We start from the raw sequence: 22543 nt of genomic DNA, 5'->3' as shown, positions 1-22543 counted from the left end.
TTAACCTCGAAAGATAAACAGGTCCTAGCTAATAAGCGTTTCAAGTAAGCTCAAATTAATAGGTTTAAGTAAAACTCGGTCAATATTTAAATCTTTTATTTGCCTAGGATCGGGTTCGGCACCACTTACGATCACCAAACGTAGATCTGGATAACGCTCATTGACTTTTTGCCCTAAGTCAATGCCGCTCCCATCGGGTAAATGCATATCTAGTAATACTTTATTAAATTGTTGGTCGTGATTGAGTATTTGCAAACACTGCGCGCAACTCGATGCTATCACCGTTTCAACACCTAAACTCTCTAAAAGTAACTGTGTAATTTGCGCTGCATCGTGATCGTCTTCTACGAGTAAAAAGCGCTGTTTTTTCTCAGTTAAACCCTTAGTACTGTTTATATCTTTGGCCTGTGGTGCATACTCTGGTGCGACTAAGTAATCTTGTAAACACTGATATAAAGCAGCACTATCTACAGGCTTTGGAATAACATCGTTAAAACCAAGTGCAGCTAGTTCCTCATGTATGCCTTTCATAGTAGCGGCAGTAAGCGCGATTATTGGACCTTTATAACCCATTTTCCTGAGCTCTATAGTCGCTTCTTTACCACCCATTACAGGCATATGAATATCGATAAAAATAATATCGTAAGGCGCTTTATATGCATCTGCAATTCGTACTTTTTCAAGTGCTTGTTGACCGTGCTCAGCGTAATCTACTCGCGCGCCACAGGTACTGATCATATGACCAACTAGCATGCGTAAATCACGTAAATCATCAACAACCAATACTCGCCCGTGTACTTTGCAAGGAGCCAATTTATTTTGTAACTGCGGAGCACTACTAAAATTAAGTACTTGTCGCTCTACTTCGCTAATATCACCCGGGTAAACCGAAATAGTAAACGTAGAGCCTTTACCAACTTCAGAGTGCAAACTAATATCACCGCGCATACGCGCTAAAAGCTCAGCACATATTGCTAAACCAAGACCAGCTCCACCTACAGAGCGTGATTCTACATCAGCTATTTGCTCAAACGGTTTAAATATCAGTTCTTGTTTTTCAGGGGCTATACCCATGCCCGAATCTTTAATGCTAAAAAATAGCATTTCACGATCATCAACCCATTGCGTCCATGCATTAACAACAATTTCGCCTTTATCGGTAAATTTAACCGCATTATTTATTAGATTTATTAAAATTTGACGAACTCTTGTTGCATCAAGTCGTGCAACTAAAGGCAATGGCTGATGTGATTCAAATCGCAACGTAAGCCCCTTATCAAGCACCGATACGCGCATTAACGTGTATACATCGGCAAGCATGCTATCAAGGTTAACTTCGCTTAGAGTCAGCTCTAGTTTATCGGCTGCTATTTTAGATAAATCGAGCACATCGTTTAATAGGCTCAATAAGTGTTTACCGTTTCGATAAATAACACCCAATTCATTTTCTGCTTGCTGACTAAAGTCGCTCTGCATCAATAGTTCGGTGTAACCTAAAATAGACGATAGAGGGGTTCTTAATTCATGGCTCAAATGGGCTAAAAAGCGGTCTTTTGAACGGTTTTCTGCTTCGGCTTTTAAACGCTCTACTCGCTCACCTTCAACATCTTTACGCGCCAAAGCATAGCGAATAGCACGCGCAAAGCGGCTAGAGCTCATTTCTGTTTTTATTAAGTAATCTACTGCACCGGCATCAAGCGCTGCCGAGTCTAACTCGTCGTTTGACTGCCCGGTAAGCATAATAATTGGGCCGCTAAAGCCATTAGCAATGGCTTCTTTTAATACATCTAAACCATTAGATGCACCCAAGCGGTAATCAAGCAGGCAAATGTCATGCTCATTTTTACTAAGCGTTGCAATTGCCTGCTCTGGAGAGCTTATCCATTGAATGTTAAACGTGTGTGAATCCAATTGGTCCAAATAGTCGCAGGTGAGTATGTAATCATCTTCATCATCTTCTACAAGCAGCAACTGAGTCACTTTATCTAACATAAAATCTCCATTAATCGTTAAATGTTGTCGGTAGCTCTACAAACTCTACCCAATATTTTCCTAGGGTTTTCATCAAATCAACCAAACCGTCAAATGTTACTGGTTTGGTTATGTAAGATGCTGCACCTAAGTTATACCCTTTAACCATGTCTTCTTCTTGCTTAGACGTAGTTAAAATAACAACCGGAATACCCTTTAAGTTAGGGTTTGCTTTAATTGCTTCAAGCGCCTCTCGACCATCCATTCTTGGCATGTTTAAATCAAGCAATATCAAGCCTGGTCGTGGCGATACAGTTTTGTCTTCAAACTTACCTCTACGCTCTAAGTATTCAAGTAACTCGACGCCGTCTTCAACAAAATGAAGTTCGTTAAGTACACGGCTTTCGGCAAGGGCATCTTGTGTTAACAAACGATCATCTTCATCATCGTCTGCCATTAAAATAGTAATAGGTTTTACTTTTGAATAGGGCATTTAAGCCTCTCCTTGCAATGTGAAAAGCGCAGCTTCCACAGGTAGTTTTATAATGAAGGTTGCACCTTCACCGTCTGTACTTTTTGCTGTAATTGTTCCGCCATGACGCTCCACTATACGCCTACAAACAGAAAGACCAATACCAGTGCCTTTATATTGTGAACGACCGTGCAAACGTTGAAACGGTACAAATATTTTATCGGCGTAGTCTTGTGAAAAACCAATGCCGTTATCTGTTATCGTAATAACTTGAAAACTTAAATGTGCATTATGATCAGCACTAAAAATATCTTCATCCTGATAACTAATTTTTATATGTGGGCTTATATCTGGGCGTCTAAATTTAACCGCATTTGATAACAAATTTAAAAATAGTTGCTGCATTTGGCTTTTATCAGCCTGAATAACCGGTAAGTCTTCTACGTCAATTTGTGCATCAGACTCTTTTATCGCTATTTCTAAATCACTTAATATATCGGCTACCACTTCGTTTAAATTTGTGTCATCAAAGTCTTTGCCGCGTGTTGTAATACGCGAAAACTCTAATAAATCATTTATTAAATTAGACATACGTTGCGCTGCATTTTTCATGCGCCCAATGTAATCAATCCCCTTTTCACCTAGTTCATCTTTAAACATGGTTTCGAGGCGATCACTAAAAGCCTGAATTTTTCTAAGGGGTTCTTGTAAATCATGGCTCGCTACAAAAGCAAATTCTTCTAGCTCTCGGTTACTTCGGCTCAACTCATCAGAGTACAACGTTAGCTCTTGCGTACGTTCAGACACTTTAATTGCTAACGTCTCGTTTTGTTTTTCAAGCTCAAAACGATACTGTGCAGCGTTTCTTAAATTAAGACGCGTCATCACAAACATGCCAATAATAAGCAAAGCGCTTGTGATTGCAGTGATAGCAAACGTAATTTTAGCTTCGTTTTTTATATTAGCTAATTTAGAAAAATGACTTACTTTAAAGAGTAACTCACGGTCTTGAACTTCATTAACATGCTCAAGAATTTGCTTATAAAGCTCTCGTCCCTTGTGTGTATTAAGTACATAAAGTGCTCGTCGCTCTTTATCATCTAAAGCAAGATTAACCGTTTGTTTTAGCTCTTTAATTTTACTCTCTACAAGCACTAACAGCTCGGCAATACGCTCTGCTTGACCGTCGATTTCAGAATGAAGCGACTTAACATGATTTGTTTGAGCCTCAATTTGCCCAATAGCATCATAATAAGGCGTTAAATAATCAGTCTCTTCTGTTAATAAGTAACCGCGCTGACCCGACTCAGCCTGCACTATTGATAAATGCAGTTGCTCAATTGCTGTAGTCAGCATATTAGTGTTGTCTAAACTCTTTTGGGTTTGCGTTAAACCTTGAATGGTGTTCAATGCTAAAAATGCGTTCCCCACAATAATACTCAACACAACAACTATAAAAGCTGCCCAAGTAATATTCGCTTTACTTTGCTGTTTTTGCTTGCTCATTTAGCTTCCCGAATTAAAGTTTATACAACACTTACTATTTATTGAGAGTCTGATATTTTTTGTAAACTTGCACTGCACTGCTGGCAGTTATTAATTATTTTATTGAGCGCATCTAACGCTTTTTCTTTTGGCATATCATTTTCAAGTACCAACTTAATAAGCTCTGCATTCATCGATATACGATTAAGCGGTGCCCTTGCATCGTGTACTAATTTATTTAGCTGCTCTGTTTGGTTTTCAGATGTCATACCCTTCCTTAGATCTATTTATATTCGCCAATACCGCCGTATGCATTAAGGCGGTTATAAAGTGTTTTAGTACTAATACCTAGCATTTGCGCAGCGAGTGTTTTATTACCTTGCACTTTATCAAGCGTTGCATGAATAAGTTCTTTTTCAACTTCTTCAATGGTTTGCCCTGCCGACACAGGCTTATCTGCGGTTTGATTATTAACACGCGAAAAAGGCGACTCTAAATTATCAGGTAAAATAATGTCGCTGGTTTGCGGGTCACTCATAATAAATGCTCGGTGTATTGCGTGGCGAATTTCGCGCACATTGCCCGGCCACTCATAGCTTTGTAGCTCTTTAAGTTGCGCTGGTGTCCAACTAAATGCAGTGCCATTTTCGTCATTAAGCTGATCTAAAAACGCTTTAGCTAGTAAAGGAATATCTTCTTTCCTGTCGCGAAGTGGCGGTATATCAATAGGAAAAACAGCCAGCCTAAAGTAAATATCTTCACGAATAATATTATTTTGCGCTAAATCGATAAGTGAGCGGTTAGTTGCTGAAATAACGCGGCAGTTAGTGGCTATTTCTCTGTTACCACCTACGCGTGTTACTTTTTTAGTTTCAAGCACTCGCAGTAAATTTGGCTGCATATCAATTGGCATTTCGGTTACTTCATCTAAAAATAAAGTGCCGTTATTTGATTGCTCAAATACACCTTCTTTGCGTGCAATAGCGCCCGTAAAGGCACCTTTTTCATGACCAAATAATTCACTACCAATTAGCTCTTTTGAAAGCGCACCACAGTTACTTGCAACTAGTGGTCCTTCGCATTGGCTTGCATTATGAATAGCCTGAGCCACCACTTCCTTACCCGCACCACTTTCACCCATAAGCATTACGTTAGCATTTGTTTTAGCTACGCGTTCAATCATGTTGTAAAGCTTGTGCATTACTTCCGATTCACCAATTAAGCCACCAAAGTGGCGTGTAATTCCGCTCGACTTGGCTTTTTTAACTGCTTTTTTAGGACCGTTTAAAACTAGCTCTAAGTCTTCGCGTTGTAACGGTTTTAATAAATGCCCTACATTTGGCTCACACATTTCAGCTAAAATACCTTTAACTGAAGGATGACCCGATATAAGTGTAATTTTTGGAGATTGCCCAATCGTTTTTAAATGATCGAGTAAATGTAAACCACTACCATCAGGTAACATAAAATCAAGCAACACATGGTCAAAGGTATTATTCTCAAACCATTGGTGTGCTTCTTTTAAACTGGTAGCGGTGTTTATATTGTGGCCGAGGAATTCGACTATGTGGCAAACAACGTCACTAAACTCAACGTCATCGTCTACTAAAAGTATATTTAACATGATAAATCCCTATGCTTTTTTGTTATTCTACGCATCATAAATACTAATTTAAAGGCACACTCAGAATCTAATTATTTAAATTAACTGAAGTGGTTAAATACTTCTGATATTACCAACCTTATATTTACGTATGCTTAAAAAAATCGATCATAAAATATAAAAAATAATTGAAATCGTTTCTATTTATAGAACGGTAGCTACTGCTATTATTAAAAACTCAATAAAGGAGACTAAATGAAGCAATTAAAAACCTTAGTTCATTCAGGTATTAATATTGATCAAGGCAGTCAATTTACACGCTTAACAGCTCGCGCCATTGTAATTAAAAATAACAAAATATTATTAATGTACACAAACCGTTATGAAGACTACAGCTTGCCTGGTGGTGGAGTAGATGAAGGTGAAAGCATTGAACAAGGTTTAATACGTGAACTCAATGAGGAAACCGGCGCACAACAAATAAATGTAGTTAAAGCCTTTGGGCTCTATGAAGAGTATCGCCCTTGGTATAAAGACGATTTTGACATTATTCACATCAAATCGTATTGCTATATATGCAATATTGCTGACGAGTTTGGTAAAGCCCAACTAGAGCATTACGAGCAACAAAATGGCATGACCGCTAAGTGGGTTAATATTAACGATGCAATTGCACATAACGAACGCACGCTGGCAAACAGCGAAAAACAAGGGCTCTCTATTTTACGAGAAACCTACTTACTAAAGCGCATTGCCGACGAGCTAATATAAAACTAACTATTGCTGTACCTTGCGGGTGTTGTAAATTTTGCAACACTCAGAAAATTTTACTGCATTAAACACTTCATACCTTATATTAAAAAAATAACCCACCAGCAAAAAATATAAAATTAACCAACAAAATCAATATAATAAAAACAAAAAGCAGTAATTTAAAAAACTGGCTTTAGCCTTGCACCCTTCCAAATAACTAAATTTGTAAGGAGATAGAAATGAGTAACACAGTTAAAACGATTAATCCGACAACTGAGAAAACCATTGAAACCTATACACTACTTTCTCAAAAAGAAGCTGAGCAGGTAATTGAAAAATCTCACGAAACATATTTAAAATGGCGCTTAACGTCATTTACCGAACGTGCAAAATATCTTAATAAATTAGCTTCACTTTTTGAAGAACAAAAAGAAGCTATCGCAAAACTCATGACCGAAGAAATGGGTAAAGTGTACAAACAAGGTTTTCAAGAAGTTGAGTTGTGCGCTAACATTTGTCGTTACACTGCTGAAAACGGTCCACAAGTACTTGCTGACGAAGAACGCGATATGGATGGTGGGCGAGCAATCATTAGCTACCAACCAACAGGCGTACTATTAGGCATTCAGCCGTGGAACTTCCCGCTTTATCAAGTAATTCGCTACAGTGCAGCCAACATCATGGCTGGTAACACTACCGTATTAAAGCATGCTGGTAACGTATTTGGCATGGCTGAAAAAATTGAAGCGCTATTTAAACAAGCCGGTTTCCCAGAGTACTGTTTCAGCAACTTACTCATCGACGGTAAAACCGCCAGCTCACTCATTGCGCACAAAGCAATTAGCGGCGTAACCTTTACGGGTAGTGATGCCACAGGTAAAAAAGTAGCTGAAGAAGCCGGTAAACACGCTAAAAAAACAGTGTTAGAACTGGGTAGCAACGATGCATACTTAGTACTTGATGACGCAGACTTAGAGCTTGCAGTTAAAACCTGTGTAACAGGTCGCATGATCAATAACGGCGAAACGTGTGTTTCAGCTAAACGTTACGTAGTGGTTGAGTCACTTTATGATGAGTTCAAAGCGCAAATAAAAGAGCAATTTGAAGCCATGAAAATGGGCGACCCAATGGCAGACGAGACTGACTTAGGTCCGATGGCACGTAAAGATTTACGCGACGGCATTCACGACCAAGTTATGGAATCGGTTAAAGCAGGTGCAAACATAGTAACGGGTGGCGAAATACCACAGCAAACAGGTTACTACTACCCACCAACGCTACTCGATAACTTATCACCAGGTATGCCAGCCTACGACGACGAATTATTTGGTCCAGTTGCTTCACTTATTAAAGCGAAAGACAACGATGATGCAATGCGTATCGCCAACGACTCTCGCTATGGTTTGGGCGGCGGTATTTTCTCAAAAGATGAGAAAAAAGCCATTGAACTTGCTAAAAAGTATTTCGACACCGGCATGATCAACATTAACGGCTACGGTTTAGCACAACCTAACTTACCGTTTGGTGGCGTTAAAGGCAGTGGCTACGGACGAGAACACGGCGGCTTTGGTATGCGCGAATTTGTTAATGTTAAAAGCATTATGATCGCCAGCTAATTTAGCTGCATAAATGAAATAAGTGTTTTAAATAGATGTTTTTAATACGTGTTTAAAATACAAAATTACTAAGCCTAAAAGTGGGTAACCGCTTTTAGGCTTTTTTATTACTTTTAAAAAGTAATTTTCAGGAGGCAGTACTTAGTTTTTAGTAAGAGATAGTACCGAGTTTTGGATATATTCGTAGGTGCGATTTTACATCGCGCTTTTAAGAATTAAATATCCTTCAAAATAAAAAGTTACAAGCTAACCATTACTACTTCATTAAATTTTAATAATTTAAAACTCACTTCACAATTTAGCTTATTTAATAAAAATGTAAGCACGCTACTTTTATCGCTATTTTAAATTGCGATTACAAACCTGTTAAGACGTATATTTAAAGACATAAATAGAGTGAGCACTATTACAGAAAACATCACAAATATAATGCTTAAACAGAGCGAGACCAAGTACGATTAAACCCAGAGCTAACTATGAATATGTAGAAGCTAATACCTGAAACCTGACAGACAAAAATGAGCGATAAGCGGTCGGTCGAATTTCTTGCTTTGTATGACAGGTTCAAGCTCATTATAGCTAGTGGAGTTTTATTCTTCGGCATGAATATTAAGGATAAACAGATCAAATAAACCGTCGATAATATATTTGATCGACGGTTTTAATTTTGACTTAGGCATAGCTGTAATAACTATTGTTGGCATTTATTTTTAGTCTAATAAGATAATTTTGTTATAAATTCAACAATACGAAAGCCTAAATATGGCATGTTTTTTTATAGTGTTGTTGATATAGACTCATTGAAATATAAGTATATATGCTAGATTGTATACCTGAATTTTTATCACTAATCATGGAAGAGATATATGATCGAATCAATTTCTATACAAGGAGTGGCCAGTTTCCAAAATCCTACCCCTGTATCACTAAATACAAATAAAAAAATAGTACTGTTTTACGGTCATAATGGTACTGGTAAATCAACGGTAGCAAGATACCTTCAAGATACAACACATAATAATTATAGTAATTGTAGTTATGTGTTACCCAACTCTCAAGATTATCAAATATTAGTGTATAACACTGATTTTGTTGAAAAAAACTTCTCTCAAGATAGCTTTGAGGGGGTTTTTACTTTAGGCGAAACGAACGTAACAGCGGAACAAGCTATAAGCACCGCTGAAGCAGAAATAGTAAAATTAGAAGAACAAAGAACCCAAAAACAAATTCTAATAGATCAACATAAAGATAAAAAAACTACACAAGATAAAGCGATTAAAGATAAATGTTTTGAAATCAAAAAAAAGCATGACAAAAAAGACTTAGATCATTGTTTAGTTGGTTTTAAGGGATCTGCTTCTACCTTTTATTATGAACTCCTAAAAACAGACCTCATTGAAACACCTGAGTACACGTTTGAAAGCCTAGCGACAGAGTCTAAAGAATTAAATAATAAAAGTGCTGTACCAAAAAGCATGATACCAAATGTAGTTTTAGATCTGGCTTCGAGTGAATCAAATACTATTTTAAATGAGGTTATAGTTGGCTCAAGTGATAGTTATTTAGCTGAGTTAGTCGATAAACTTCAAAACTCAACCTGGGTAGATAATGGACGAGTTTATATCGGTGACGCTGAAGGAAAATGTCCTTTTTGCCAACAAGCTATTGATGATGAATTAACTACAAATATTAATAATCTTTTTGATGTTTCGTATGAAGAAAAGAAAGATAAGTTAAAAACTCTGCAGAGTGGATATAAGCAAGCAATTAAAACTTTAAACGAGACACTATCAGGAACTCACTACACAACGCTTAATGATACAAAATTCGACCTAGCTAAAGAAAAACTTTCAGGTGTACTTCAAGTAAACCTTACGAAACTGAATCAAAAACTAGCAGATCCAAGTATTAAAATCACCCTAGAATATACTACTGATTTAGTACAGAAAATTAATGATATTATCAATATTCATAATGCTTCTAGACAAACATTTAATGGTAGATTATCAAAGAAAAAAGAATCCCTCACCGTTATTAAAAAGAAGTTTTGGTCTTTGATTCGAATTAAATACGACGCAGCTATCAAAGCTCACGATACTTTAATTGAAATAATAGATACCGATATTGAAATGACTACAACTGAAGAAAACACCCTCACTACAGCTATTCAATCTCAAAATGAAATCATTGCTGAAAATCGTGACAAAATCACCAATATTCAAACGTCTGTAATCAATATAAATAATCAAATAAAGTCGATAGGTTTAGAAGGTTTCGAGATTAAACCAAAACTAGGTAATAGTAATCATTATTACCTTTGTCGTGGTACTTCTTCAAGCGGTAATGATGTATATAAGTCACTCAGTGAAGGTGAAAAAACGCTTATTACTTACCTCTACTTTTTAGAGTTATGCCAGGGCAGTGTTGATAGTAACTCCTCTACTCCAGATAATAAGAAAATCATTGTGGTAGATGATCCTATATCAAGCCTTTCTCATAATTATATTTATGAAATAGGATCTCTTACCCATAAAAAGCTTATTAAAGGCTACAAATATGCACAAGTAATACTACTTACACATAGCCTTTATTATCTACATGAAGTGATAAAGTATTTACCTAGAGGGAAAGATGCTACAGGTAATGATAAATTTGATAATAAATGTAATTTGTTTAGAGTTCTGAAAAATACTAATAGTAGTATCGTTTCTATGGGAAGAGATGATATAAAAAATGATTACCAATCATACTGGCAGATTATAAAAGACGCTCAAAGTGGAAGCACTAACAATATTGTTTTACCTAATATTATGAGAAACATTCTCGAATATTACTTTTCTTTTGTACATAAGACAGACGTATTAAAAGTCGAATTGGATAAGCTAGAAGAAGATGATGATGATTTTTCACCTTTCTTCAGGTTTATTAATAGAGAATCGCATTCTGACTCAATAAATATTACAGATCTTGGAGAGATAGATTCCGATAGATTTATTACTAAATTTAAAGAGGTATTTGTTAAAACTGATTTTGAAGAACACTACGATAAAATGATGACTTAGTCTTTGCAGGTTGAATACATTCTGTATCTCATTGGCATATTAGGTAGGTTGTCATATTTGATAACCTAAGCTGAAAACCTTAATATTTTATATGGGATATTAAATAAATATTTAATTTTGTTTGGACTATCCACAAGCTCTATAAATTCAAACTTTTCTATGTGAGGAGCCAAAAGATTTTGGCCACTAATCTGTAGTTTTGTATGTCGAAATGAGCTGAAAGCGCCTTAGAGTTAATACTCTCTTTTATCTCAATTTTAAAAAAGGTGAACGTCCGCTGTGGTGGCATTTGCGACCATCAATATAGACCTAAATTCAAATACTGAATGTCCGCTCATGGCACTTATGAGACTGTCAGGTTTGATTAAATATTATTAGTCAAACACCTGACAGTTAAGGTCTGAGCTAGTGCAAGTTAAGACTTATTGACGAATAACTAGAACGAGCAGTTATCACTCCTTCTCAAATCTCGGCACTTTTCGCTTATCTGCTTTACTCATTGCGAGCTCTTGGATTTCTTCTTGCTTATGCTCTGCCGATTTAGTTTCTAATGACTGCTGATTAGCATTTTCGTAAGAAAGCTCAGTAAGTAGTGCAAAGTGATCAGACCCATATTTAGCTAGGCGCTTAATACGCTTTACTTTAAAGCCTTCGCTGTGAAATAAGTGATCGAGCGGCCAGCGCATAAAAAAGTAACTTGCATGAAATGTATTGTAAAAACCGCGACCTTTTCGTGGGTCTAATAAGCCGCTAATTTGCATAAATAAACGCGTGCTACGCGACCATGCTACGTCGTTTAAGTCACCGGCAACTATGGTAGGACGAGTTGGATTTTTAAGTGCTTTAGCCACCATAATTAGCTCTGAGTCGCGCGGACGCGATGAGTCTTCTTCCGTTGGGCTTGGCGGTGCAGGATGAATAAAGTGCCCTTGCATTTGCAGACCGTCGTCGTTTTCGAACAAAATATGAATTGAGGGAATATCTTCCTCTATTAGCTCACATATTTGTGCATCAAGTATTTTAAATTTACTGTATAAATGCATGCCGTAGCGATTATCTTTAGGGCATTCTATGTAATACGGGTAATTTTTTTTAATGACTGATAATTTATTTTCCCACCAGCTATCGCTTTCAAGCGTAATAAGTAGGTCGGGTTGGTGCTCGTTAACCAAGCTAATTAACTGCTCACTTTTGTGGTTCGACATGAGTACATTTGCCGACATAATTCTTACGCTATGATCTATGTGCTTTGGTGCGCTTTGCACTTCTTTTTTAGCAAGCCACGTATACGGGTAAATCCATTTACCTTGTAAAACCATTATAAGTAATGAGGTTAAGGCTATAAATACATAACCTACTGCGCCACTTTGCCATAATAAAAATAACGAAGTAACGGCGACAAAGCTGGCAATATAAAATACTTGTAAGCGCACAAAGTCGCAGCTACGCACTAAGTAGTGTTGGCTGTACGACATTGGTAACAAGGTAACCAGTAAAAAAAAGCCAATAATTATAGCCAGCGCAATGAGCATTTTAATATCCTTATAAAGTTAATTTAGCGACTTAATATTGAAAGTATTTGTCGGGTATCGTGCACCATGTGAATTATTGTACGGTCTATTTCAATACTAACTGTACCATTCGCTTTAGAGCGTTCAATCACTCTACCTCGTTTATATATATCACGTTCTAAAAAGTCGCCCTTGTGGTAACTTTTACTTAGCCCTGGTGGCGTCCAACCTGCGCGAATTAACTGCTTTGCTTCTTTTTTAGAAAGGTAGTCATTATCGTTGTGCTTATTACTGTGCTTATTACTATGTTTATTGCTGTGCTTATTACTATGCTTATCTTTATGTGGATTTGCATCTGCGCTTATTGAAAATAAAGCCAATGCTACCAATGCTGTATATATAGGTATTCTCATAAATAATCTCTAATATAGTTAATAGCTAAAGATTAACAAACATGGCTGAACATCGTATGAAACAACCAATACCTACTTAACGTTGTTTATATTGTGTTTTGCAGTGGCTTCGCATAATTGCGGGGTCTCGCAGTTTTAAATGTTTTGTTTTTCGACCTGCGTGTCGCTTGCGCCAAACTTTAAAACTGCCTTTAGAAACGTTGTCTCGCATAAAAACCACCAGCTGCGGATACTTTAATCCGTATAACTGCTCTATTGCCTCGTAAGGGGTTCTATCTTCCCACGCCATTTCAATAATGCGGGACTGCTGCTCTGGGTTAAACATGGTGTATCTCACAAAATTTAACTTATACGCTAGGTAAAAATACTTAGATCAATACAATTAAGCCCAGTAGCTGTATAATTAGCATTCAGGTTACAAACTCAAAGGGAATTAGATTTATAATTATGCGTGTAATATTACTTTTTTTAGCTTTAAATTTTTCCTCGTTATTACTTGCTGCTCCAAGCAAAACTCTGCGCTGCGTAACAACTCACTACCCGCCTTTTACTATATATGATGAAAAAACAGATACATTTACGGGTTTAGATATTGAATACTTAACGTTTATTGAGCGTAATTTAAACTTAAAAATTGACGTTGTTCACTTACCTTGGGCACGCGTAAAAAAAGAAATGACGCTAGACTATTACGATTGCTATTTCTCCTTGGCTAATAATCAAGAACGTGCAAAATATTTAGATTTTACCAGTGAACCTTTGCATACCACTAAGTATGGTTTATTTACTTTAAACAACGATAAACTACACACTGACGATTTATCACACGCTACAATAGCTATGCTACGCGGTGTTGATGTTCCTGAGATTATTGCTACAAAATATAATCTTAATGATAATAATTTTATTCACTCGCTCTCAACAAAAGATACCTTTGGTCTACTAGAAAAAAACCGTGTTGAATACGCGATAACTAACTATCAAGCAGGTTTATGGTACTCAAAAGAATATAAGAATATTTATTCTCGGCAATTAAATGAGTTTACATTTCCTACTTACATTGCTTTTAAGCATGGTTTAATTGATACAAAATTAGTTGATGAACAAATAAAGCGCTTTAAAGCTCAACAGCATAAAAATAACTAAATTTATAAGCTATTAATACTTACGGAATAACGCATGTTTAAAAAACTACCAAAATGGGTTGAATACGGCGCTTTCACACTCGCATTTATAGCGGGCATCGTTAACGCGGTAGGCTTATTAGGATTTGAACATCAGGCTATTTCGCATGTATCGGGCTCAGTTACTTTGCTTGGTATTAAAACAATAACAAATACCAGCACAGCCTTGTTGCTACTCTCAATAATAATTAGCTTTATGTTGGGCTCTGCACTGTCGGGCTTATTGCTCTCTGGTGGCTCATTAAAACTTGGTCGTCATTACGACACCTTACTGTTTATTGAAGGACTGCTACTACTGGCGAGTGCCTATTTACTAAAAAACACATTTGTTTATGGGATTGTTTTAGCCTCTGCCGCATGTGGTTTACAAAATGCGCTAGCGACTAATTACAGTGGCGCAGTTGTTCGTACCACACACTTAACGGGTATTTTTACCGACCTTGGTTTAATGATTGGCAAAGCATTAAAAGGTGAGCAATTTGATACTCGTAAGTGCGTTATATTTTTACTCATTATTAGCGGTTTTTTATTAGGTGGAATTGTTGGTTATATTTTATTTAAGTACTTTTTAGTGCTCGCGTTATTATTTCCGGCGGCTGCGTGCTTTGTATTATCTTTTATATACAAAATATATAGGTTACGTACGCTTTAACGCAACGAGTTTAAAAGCACATAAAAACCGCATATTATAGAGGCAATGCAATATAGATCACTTTCAAGGAATGTATGAAACCTTATTTTTTGCCGCTGTTATTACCCTTTAGCCACACTGCGTTTGCCAACAATCAAAATAATGATGCAATAGAAACCATAACAACTACGGCATCACGTATTGAAGCGTTATCGACCCCACTGCCTTTATCAATAAGTACACTAACGCAAGCGCAGCTAAATAGCATAGCGCCTACCCATATTGAAGAAGCCCTGCAACGTGTAGCAGGTGCTAATATTCAACGCGGAAATGGTCAAGAATATTTACCCGCATTGCGCTCACAAGTGCTTTCGGGCGCAGGCGCATGTGGTGGCATATTAACCTTGGAAGATGGCATACCACTGAGAGCCGCTGGGTTTTGTAACATAAACGAGTTATTTGAAGCGCACAGCGAAATGGCGCAGCGTATTGAAGTGTTAAAAGGTCCTGGTTCTGCACTTTATGGTTCAAACGCTGTGCATGGTGTTATTAATGTAATAACACCCGACACCACTCAAGGCGGTGGTTTAGTTGGTTTAGACTATGGCTCGTACGGCTATACTCGCTACAAATTACGCGCAGGACAAGATTACGGCAACAGCGGTATAGGCATTAACGCAAGTGTTACCGACGATAGCGGTTACCGCGACGACGAAAGCGTAAAACAACAAAAAGTTAATATTCGCCATCGCTATTCAAATAATAATTTATTACTTACCTCTGGCCTTACTTACACAAACCTAGATCAGCAAACTGCAGGATTTATTACAGGCTTTGAAAGCTATAAAAACGAAGACCTAGCGCAAAAAAACTTTGACCCTGACGCATTTAGAAAAGCACGTGCATTTAGAGCATGGAGCAACGCAACATGGCAATTAAATAACGATGATGTGCTCTCCACTACGTTATATTTTCGTGACCAAAACATGGACTTTTTTAAGCACTTTTTACCCGGCACACCGCTTGAAAAAAACAGCCAAACCGGCTTTGGTGTGCAATCGCTTTATCAACATAATTTACAAAGTAATGTAAAAGTAAACCTAGGGCTTGATGGCGAATACACGCAAGCCGACTTTACTCAAAGCCAAAATGAGCCAACTCAGGGCTCTGCATTTTTAGTTGCTACAGTGCCACAAGGTAAACATTACGATTACGATGTAAACGCGACGCTTTATGCGCCTTTTGCATCTATTGATTGGCAATTAAATAAATGGTTACTTACTGCAGGTGTACGCTACGAGCATATGCAGTACGACTACACCAATAATATGCTAGCAGGTAGAACAAAAGACGATGGCACAAAATGCGGCTTTGGTGGCTGNCTGCCGATACAGTCGCCCTGAAAGTGGGAAAAATAGCTTTAGTAATTTATCGCCAAAGCTTGGCGTAAGTTATCAGTACAATACAAATAACACGCTTTATGCGAACTTTTCTCGCGGTTACAGAGCGCCACAAGCGGCTGAGCTATACCAATTACAACGCGAGCAAACTACTGCAAACTTAAGCGCCGAAATAGCTAATAATGCAGAGCTAGGTATTAAAGGAATTTACGAAAAACTGCGTTATGGCGTGTCGGTTTACGCTATGAGTAAACACAACACTATTTACCGCGATAGCGACTTTTTTACGGTAAATAATGGCAGCTCTCGCCATCGTGGTATTGAGCTTGAGCTTGACTACCAGCTCACTAAGTCGCTTGCGCTTAACTTTGCAGGCACACATGCAAAGCATACTTATACTAACAACCAAGTACTTAATGGTTTAAATATAAATGGCAACGACATAGATACCGCGCCGCGCAATATTGCTAATCTCGATTTAACATGGCAAGCACTCAGTAATACACAACTTGCTTTGCAATGGCATCGTGTTGGTAACTACTACACCGACCCAGAAAACTTAAATAAATACCAAGGGCATGATGTTTTAAGCTTGCGCGCACAGTGGCAAGTTACTAGTAATCTTGAAGTGCTTGCCCGCATTATTAATTTAACCAATGAGGCTTATGCAGAGCGCGCCGATTACACCAGTTTTACCGGCGACAGGTACTTTCCTGGCAAACCACGTAATGCCATGCTTTCGGCAACTTATACGTGGTAGTGCTTATTTAAAGACTAAGCTAATTTAACTGATTTAAGTCGCTCATGTATTTCATGGGCGACTTTTTCATCACTTTTTTAAACATAGTAATAAATGCACTCACCGACTCATACCCAAGTAACTCCGACACCTGCTGCACACTTTGCTTATCAGAAAGCGCCTTTAAGGCTGTAATTATATGTAATTGCGTACGCCATTTTCCAAATGTCATACCGGTTTCTTTTTTAATTAACCGCGCTAATGTGCGCTCAGTTAATGCAAACTGCTTAGCCCATTGTGGTAGTGTTTTTCGATTGTTTGGCATGTTTATTAACTGATCGCTCATGATTTGAATTACCTCGTTTTTAGATAATACAAAATCAAGTGGCTGTACGGGCATATCTATAAGTTGATCAAACAACACCTGCGCTAAACGTGCAGTTTTACTATTTAAAGCATAGTGCTGATTATGCGCAGCCAACTCACACATTAGCTCTTTAACCAGCGGCGTAATGGCTAACGTACAGGTATTTAGTGGCATACCGCTTTTACTACTATCAATAAATAAATGGCAAAGCTGCGCGTTATCAGACGCCCTATTACTATGCACCTTTTTTGCTGGGATCCAAATTGCACTGTGCGTAGGCACCATCCATATTTTTGCCGACACTTCACATGTTACATAACCATGCAGCGCTAAAATTAACTGCCCTTTTGGATGAGTGTGCAGAGGGATTTCGTGACTTGCATGGGCGTGCTCTATTTTGGCTATTATGGGCTGCGCCATAGTTTCAAAATTTTTAATGTCGTCCCAACCAATTGCATCAAACATAGTTTTGTCTGTTTTTAGTTATTTAATGTCATTATCTCTAAATTATAGTTTTTGCTAAGCCTTTATACTAGCGCCCATTAAATATTAGCTTTAATGGCATCTTTTTTGTTAAATAACACACCCAAATCACGCTTTGCTGGCATATTACTTGTGCTTGGCATATTACTTATTGCTGCAAATTTACGTGCCACATTTACAGGTATTGCACCTGTGCTTGAACAAATTATTAATCACTTTGGGCTTAGCGCATCACAAGCTGGGTTTTTAACAACATTACCACTCATTGCCTTTGCGGTTGTATCGCCAATGGCTGCAACTCTTGCTAAAAAGCAAGGGCTAGAGCGCACCTTGTTTGTAGCTTTGTTATTTATACTTGCAGGGGTTGCGGCGCGGGTAATAAATACCTCAGCCATGCTTTTTGTAGGCACCGCTATTATTGGTGTAGGTATTGCTATAGCAAACGTATTATTACCAAGCCTAATTAAGCGCGACTTTCCTGCTAAGATTGCGTTAATGACCTCTGCCTACGTGCTTACTATGGGCGTTGTATCGGGTGGGTTTTCTACTTTAGTATTCCCCCTTAGCCAACTAAACGGGTTAGGATGGCAGCTTGCACTGGGTTCATCAGCCATTATTACCTTGGCGAGTATTATTGTATGGATGTCGCAATTAAGTAAGCATACAAAACCTGCGAATATTGCTCAGCAATCTGACACTTCTAAAAGTGTATGGCGTTATTTACTAGCATGGCAAATTACCTTATTACTGGGTTTAAACTCTTTTTTAAATTATATAATTATTACGTGGTTACCAAGCATATTAACCGAAACCGGTCACTCAGCTACCCAAGCGGGTGCTTATCATGGTGCTTTTCAAATAGCGACTGCATTGCCTGGTTTAATATTAATTCCGCTACTTGCCAGATTAAAAGATCAAAGCGCGCTTAGCTTTATTTTAGCCATGCTGAGTGCACTCAGTGCGTTGGGGCTACTTTACATGCCTAACTTTGCCTTTGTATGGACCTTAATGCTGGGTTTTTGCTCTGGAGCGTGTTTTATATTGGGGCTGTCGTTTATTAGTTTACGAACCGATGATTCGCAACAAGCGGCTTCGCTTTCGGGCATGTCGCAAAGTGTAGGGTATTTACTTGCCGCTATTGGACCTATGCTGGCTGGTGCATTACACACAACTACGGGAAGCTGGAGTGCGCCATTGTGGTTATGCGCTATTGCTGGAGTATTGTGTGCATTATGCGGTTTAGGCAGTGGTAAAAATACCACTTTGGCTAAATCAGCTAACGAGTTGTTGTAACCATGAAAATAAACCAGATGAAGGTTTACTACTCGCGTGCTTTTGCTCATAGCGTTTATTCGTCGCTTCGCGCTGCTCACGACGCTCTTGCGCTAAATTAGCTTTTGCAGCAAAACGTAAACGTTGCTCTTGCGTTAACTCGTCATTAAAATTTATTACTGTTTTATTTACTGCACGGCTGCTTTTTGGTGAACTACACATGATCTTTCCTCTGTTGTGTAACTATTCAAATAGACAGCCGTTTAACTAATAAAATTTCAGAAAAACTCACTTTTAAATTTAAAGTGCGCCTATACACTCAACTTCTACTAACGAATCAAGCGCTAACGCATTAACAGCAAAAGCACTACGAGCAGGATACGGCGCATTAAAATACTGGGTATAAATAGCATTAAACGCTTTAAAATCGTTTATATCAGTAAGCATAACCGTACACTTAACTATATTACTCATACTGTAATTATGCTGCTCTAAAGTACGTTTAATATTTTCAAGCGTTTGCTTAGTCTCACCTTCAAAACCGCCTGTAGCCAACTTACCTGTTGCAGGGTTTATACCTATTTGCCCCGACATATAAAGTGTATTACCAGATTTTACTATTTGCGAAAATGGTAAGTTAGGGTTCGCTTTACCTGTATTTAAAAATTCGACATTACTCGATGTTGCAAAAGCATTACAGGTGATTAGCGAACTTGCTATAAAAACTGTTTTTATCAGTGTGTTCATTATCTGATTCACTTTATTTTTGTGGTGTGGTTTCAAAAGCAGGAACTTCGTGTAAATTATTTAACCATGTAAGCGTTGATTTAGACCAAATTTGTGCAGACGGTTTAAACTCATCGCGCTGATCAACAGCACCAATACGCAGCCCATAAACACGACCTTCTTTTTCTGCATTTGTAGCATAAAGTGTTGTACCACAATTGCCGCAAAAACCTTGAGCGCGCTTGTTACCGCTTTGCGCCGTTTTTACATACTCTTTAGGCTCGCCATGAGTAAACACAACACTATCTGGATCTGCAACTATAACAGCTCTAAATGGACCGCTCGACATACGTTGGCAATCGCTACAATGGCACACTAGTGCATTATTGTTCTGCGTTGTAGCTTGGTATTTTATATCGCCGCAGTAGCAGCTTCCTGTAATTTTCACTATTTAGACCCTTAATGCTTATGAAGATTAAATATACTTTAAATATTCTGAATGATTTTCATGTAAATTGCTGCGCATTTGAGCCACAAGCACTTACAAAGATTGAACTCGGATATAAAGACCGGCAATAACGATTCATTATTTTTAATAATTTATAAAAATATTTACCGCTTCTTTATATCTTCGGTTGGTTTTTTAATGCCTTATAATGTTTTTAAAATTTGAGCAGCCGCTAAAAACATGATGAAACCTTTTAAATAAAACAGCAATACCACGTTAGGCTAATGCGTAACGTGGTGCATTAAAACTATTTTTTATGGGTGTTTAGATAGTCAATAGCTAATAAGCTAAGCGCTTTGGTTCCTACTTTAAATGATGATTCGTCGGCATAAAAATACGGAGAGTGGTTACTTGCAACGGTTGCTAAATCTTGTTCCGCAGGAGTACCGCCTAAAAATACAAATACACTTGGTATTTCAAGTGCATAAAACGAGAAGTCTTCTGCGCCCGTTATTTTATCCATTTCGATTACGTTATTCTCACCTGCTGCTCTCTCTAAGGTTGGTAGCATTTTTGCCGTTAACTCAGGGTTGTTAACTGTTACAGGGTAGCCTTCGTGAATATGTACATCAGCTGTAGCACCTGATGATTTAGCGATATGTGTTGCTGTAGTTTTAATTTTTTCAAATATTTGCGCGCGATTGTCCATATCAAAGTTACGAATAGTGCCTACCATTTCAACTTCTTCAGGAATAATATTATTACGAACACCACCAGCTATTTTTCCAAATGAGATAATTGCCGGCTCTTTAGTGATATTAACCTGACGACTTACAATATGGTTTACGCCCGTTACTATTTGCGCAGCGGCTGCAATAGGATCAACCCCTGTCCAAGGTGCAGAGCCATGCGCTTGACGTCCATGCACAGTAATTTCAAAACTATCAGCGCTAGCCATTGCTGGACCACTTCGATAGCCTATTTGCCCACTGTGTAGACCTGACGTTATATGTAAGCCAAATGCAGCATCGGGTTTATATTTTTTAAATATACCCTCTTTTAGCATAAGCTCAGCACCACCTTCCTCCCCTTGTGGTGCGCCCTCTTCTGCCGGTTGAAAAACAAACATAACGTTGCCATGTAATTCATCTTTCATATTGGCAAGTACTTCTGCGGCGCCCATTAACATAGCTACGTGGGTATCGTGCCCACACGCATGCATAACACCTACATCAACGCCGCGATAATTAGTCGTTTTGGTTGATTTAAATTCTACATCGGCTTTTTCGGTTACTGGAAGTGCATCCATATCGGCGCGTAACATAACGGTTGGACCTGGTTTACCGCCTTTTAAAATACCAACTACACCAGTATAAGCAATGTCGGTTTGTACTTGCATACCGAGTGCTTTTAAATGTTTAGCGACTATACCGGCGGTACGCGTTTCGCGATTGCCAAGCTCTGGATTTTGATGAAAATCGCGTCGCCACTTTATAACTTGCTGCTCCACGCTTTTTACTTGCTGGTCTAAGTTTGCGTTTGCGTTTGCGTTGAAAGTACTAAATGCGGCGAATCCTATTGCGAGTGAAATTAATGAGCGTTTCATGTTCCATCCTTTATTTTTATTGTAATTAAGCCAACAACGACTTTTGTATTTTTAATATATGCGTACAAATTAAAAAAGTAAATTAGGGTTCACTTTTTTATATCGCGGATTCAAATCTGAAGTGCATAACGTTTAGGCGGCTTTAGCCGCCAAGTGATCCTGCATCAATTTTGCAGGCGTTTCAAATCCTAGTGTCTTCCTCGGACGATTATTAAGTTGCTCAAGTACTGGTATAACTTGCGCTGGTGTTACCGTCTTAAAATCTGTGCTCTTCGGCCAATACTGGCGTAGTAATCCATTCGTGTTTTCATTCAATCCGCGCTCCCATGAGTGATAAGGGTGAGCAAAATAAACAGGTACACTTAAAGCCTCTGTGATTTGCTCGTGATAAGCGAACTCTTTTCCATTGTCAGCCGTGATGCTATGAAGCGCTGACCTATATGGCCTTAATAGTTCTATCGTCGCCGCAGTGACGGCTTGTGCTGTTTTGCCTGCCACCTGAGTTGATACAGTGAATTGGGTGACCCGCTCTACAATGGTAACAAGGGCGCCTCGATGACCTTTACCTATAACGGTATCTATTTCCCAATCTCCGATACGACCTTTCTCATCAACTATTTGTGGACGTTCTTCAATGCTAACGCGATTTTTTATTTGCCCTCGGTTTGTTTTACCATGACTGCGCTTGTGATATTTCTTACCGTGTCGGCGCAGATGTAGGTATAACTCACCACCTGCTTTTTTATCTTCCCAGATATACAGATAAATGCATTCATGGCTGACAGACCGTTCACTTTCTTT

Annotated in this window: 20 protein-coding genes and 1 pseudogene; 7 read left to right on the top strand and 14 right to left on the bottom strand. The window is 38.2% G+C overall.

Going from position 1 to position 22543, the window contains the following annotated elements; all coding sequences use genetic code 11:
* Positions 1-24: 24 nt before the first annotated feature.
* From L647_RS0118530 to L647_RS0118510, 5 genes are read right to left on the bottom strand one after another with little or no spacing between them, the layout of a single operon-like run.
* A complete protein-coding gene (locus tag L647_RS0118530; RefSeq protein ID WP_024612363.1) occupies positions 25-1992 on the bottom strand; it encodes a hybrid sensor histidine kinase/response regulator in 1968 nt (655 codons plus the stop codon).
* Positions 1993-2002: 10 nt separating this feature from the next.
* Positions 2003-2464, bottom strand: a complete 462-nt coding sequence (locus tag L647_RS0118525) for a response regulator (RefSeq protein WP_024612362.1) — start codon at positions 2462-2464, stop codon at positions 2003-2005.
* The gene (locus L647_RS0118520; protein ID WP_024612361.1) at positions 2465-3949 is read right to left on the bottom strand and encodes a sensor histidine kinase; all 1485 of its coding nucleotides are present in this window, start codon (positions 3947-3949) and stop codon (positions 2465-2467) included. It abuts the gene before it with no gap.
* A 38-nt stretch (positions 3950-3987) separates the two neighbouring features.
* Entirely contained in the window at positions 3988-4197 is a 210-nt protein-coding gene (locus L647_RS0118515) for a hypothetical protein (protein ID WP_024612360.1), read from the bottom strand.
* 14 nt (positions 4198-4211) lie between these two features.
* On the bottom strand, positions 4212-5552 hold the full coding sequence (locus L647_RS0118510) for a sigma-54 dependent transcriptional regulator (RefSeq protein WP_024612359.1): 1341 nt from the start codon (positions 5550-5552) through the stop codon (positions 4212-4214).
* Between the two features lie 234 nt (positions 5553-5786).
* Between L647_RS0118510 and L647_RS0118505 the strand changes: the two genes are divergently transcribed.
* The 3 genes from L647_RS0118505 to L647_RS0118495 all read left to right on the top strand — a co-directional run bounded on the left by L647_RS0118505 (position 5787) and on the right by L647_RS0118495 (position 10962).
* Positions 5787-6302: an NUDIX hydrolase gene (locus tag L647_RS0118505; RefSeq protein WP_024612358.1), complete on the top strand. Its 516-nt coding sequence runs from the start codon at positions 5787-5789 to the stop codon at positions 6300-6302.
* A 221-nt stretch (positions 6303-6523) separates the two neighbouring features.
* Positions 6524-7900, top strand: coding sequence for an NAD-dependent succinate-semialdehyde dehydrogenase (locus tag L647_RS0118500; protein WP_024612357.1), 1377 nt, complete (start codon positions 6524-6526; stop codon positions 7898-7900).
* A gap of 866 nt (positions 7901-8766) precedes the next feature.
* Positions 8767-10962, top strand: a complete 2196-nt coding sequence (locus tag L647_RS0118495; RefSeq protein ID WP_024612356.1) for an AAA family ATPase — start codon at positions 8767-8769, stop codon at positions 10960-10962.
* A 452-nt stretch (positions 10963-11414) separates the two neighbouring features.
* On the opposite strand, the gene L647_RS0118490 is transcribed toward L647_RS0118495, so the two are convergent.
* The 3 genes from L647_RS0118490 to L647_RS0118480 form a co-directional block, all read right to left on the bottom strand.
* Complete coding sequence (locus L647_RS0118490) at positions 11415-12494, bottom strand: endonuclease/exonuclease/phosphatase family protein (RefSeq protein WP_024612355.1); 1080 nt, start codon at positions 12492-12494, stop codon at positions 11415-11417.
* Positions 12495-12517: 23 nt separating this feature from the next.
* Positions 12518-12886: a hypothetical protein gene (locus L647_RS0118485; protein ID WP_024612354.1), complete on the bottom strand. Its 369-nt coding sequence runs from the start codon at positions 12884-12886 to the stop codon at positions 12518-12520.
* 76 nt (positions 12887-12962) lie between these two features.
* Positions 12963-13211 carry a TIGR03643 family protein gene (locus tag L647_RS0118480; RefSeq protein ID WP_024612353.1) on the bottom strand — a complete coding sequence of 83 codons (249 nt, stop codon included), beginning with the start codon at positions 13209-13211 and terminating at the stop codon, positions 12963-12965.
* 122 nt (positions 13212-13333) lie between these two features.
* On the opposite strand from L647_RS0118480, the gene L647_RS0118475 reads away from it, so the two are divergent.
* The 3 genes and pseudogenes from L647_RS0118475 to L647_RS01000000124550 all read left to right on the top strand — a co-directional run bounded on the left by L647_RS0118475 (position 13334) and on the right by L647_RS01000000124550 (position 16861).
* Positions 13334-14032, top strand: coding sequence for a transporter substrate-binding domain-containing protein (locus L647_RS0118475; protein ID WP_024612352.1), 699 nt, complete (start codon positions 13334-13336; stop codon positions 14030-14032).
* A gap of 33 nt (positions 14033-14065) precedes the next feature.
* Positions 14066-14722 (top strand): YoaK family protein, encoded by a 657-nt coding sequence (locus L647_RS0118470; protein WP_024612351.1) that lies wholly within the window; start codon positions 14066-14068, stop codon positions 14720-14722.
* A gap of 74 nt (positions 14723-14796) precedes the next feature.
* Positions 14797-16861, top strand: a pseudogene (locus tag L647_RS01000000124550) (TonB-dependent receptor).
* A 19-nt stretch (positions 16862-16880) separates the two neighbouring features.
* Here the strand turns inward: L647_RS01000000124550 and L647_RS0118460 are convergent.
* Positions 16881-17672 (bottom strand): helix-turn-helix transcriptional regulator, encoded by a 792-nt coding sequence (locus L647_RS0118460; RefSeq protein ID WP_024612350.1) that lies wholly within the window; start codon positions 17670-17672, stop codon positions 16881-16883.
* A gap of 105 nt (positions 17673-17777) precedes the next feature.
* Between L647_RS0118460 and L647_RS0118455 the strand changes: the two genes are divergently transcribed.
* Positions 17778-18983, top strand: a complete 1206-nt coding sequence (locus tag L647_RS0118455; protein ID WP_024612349.1) for an MFS transporter — start codon at positions 17778-17780, stop codon at positions 18981-18983.
* On the opposite strand, the gene L647_RS0118450 is transcribed toward L647_RS0118455, so the two are convergent.
* The 5 genes from L647_RS0118450 to L647_RS0118430 all read right to left on the bottom strand — a co-directional run.
* Positions 18963-19184 carry a hypothetical protein gene (locus tag L647_RS0118450; protein WP_024612348.1) on the bottom strand — a complete coding sequence of 74 codons (222 nt, stop codon included), beginning with the start codon at positions 19182-19184 and terminating at the stop codon, positions 18963-18965. The genes L647_RS0118455 and L647_RS0118450 overlap by 21 nt on opposite strands.
* Before the next feature lie 78 nt (positions 19185-19262).
* The gene (locus L647_RS0118445; RefSeq protein WP_024612347.1) at positions 19263-19709 is read right to left on the bottom strand and encodes a Rid family detoxifying hydrolase; all 447 of its coding nucleotides are present in this window, start codon (positions 19707-19709) and stop codon (positions 19263-19265) included.
* Between the two features lie 13 nt (positions 19710-19722).
* The gene (locus tag L647_RS0118440) at positions 19723-20136 is read right to left on the bottom strand and encodes a GFA family protein (protein ID WP_024612346.1); all 414 of its coding nucleotides are present in this window, start codon (positions 20134-20136) and stop codon (positions 19723-19725) included.
* Positions 20137-20443: 307 nt separating this feature from the next.
* Entirely contained in the window at positions 20444-21742 is a 1299-nt protein-coding gene (locus L647_RS0118435) for a M20 family metallopeptidase (RefSeq protein ID WP_024612345.1), read from the bottom strand.
* Positions 21743-21874: 132 nt separating this feature from the next.
* On the bottom strand, positions 21875-22543 hold a 669-nt coding region (locus tag L647_RS0118430; protein ID WP_024610111.1), incomplete at its 5' end, for an IS30 family transposase.

Origin of the sequence: Pseudoalteromonas sp. TB64, from assembly GCF_000498095.1 — a bacterium.
GTDB lineage: Bacteria > Pseudomonadota > Gammaproteobacteria > Enterobacterales > Alteromonadaceae > Pseudoalteromonas.
The sequence above is the reverse complement of the archived record's forward strand: the minus strand, read 5'-3'. Positions and strand labels throughout refer to the sequence as shown.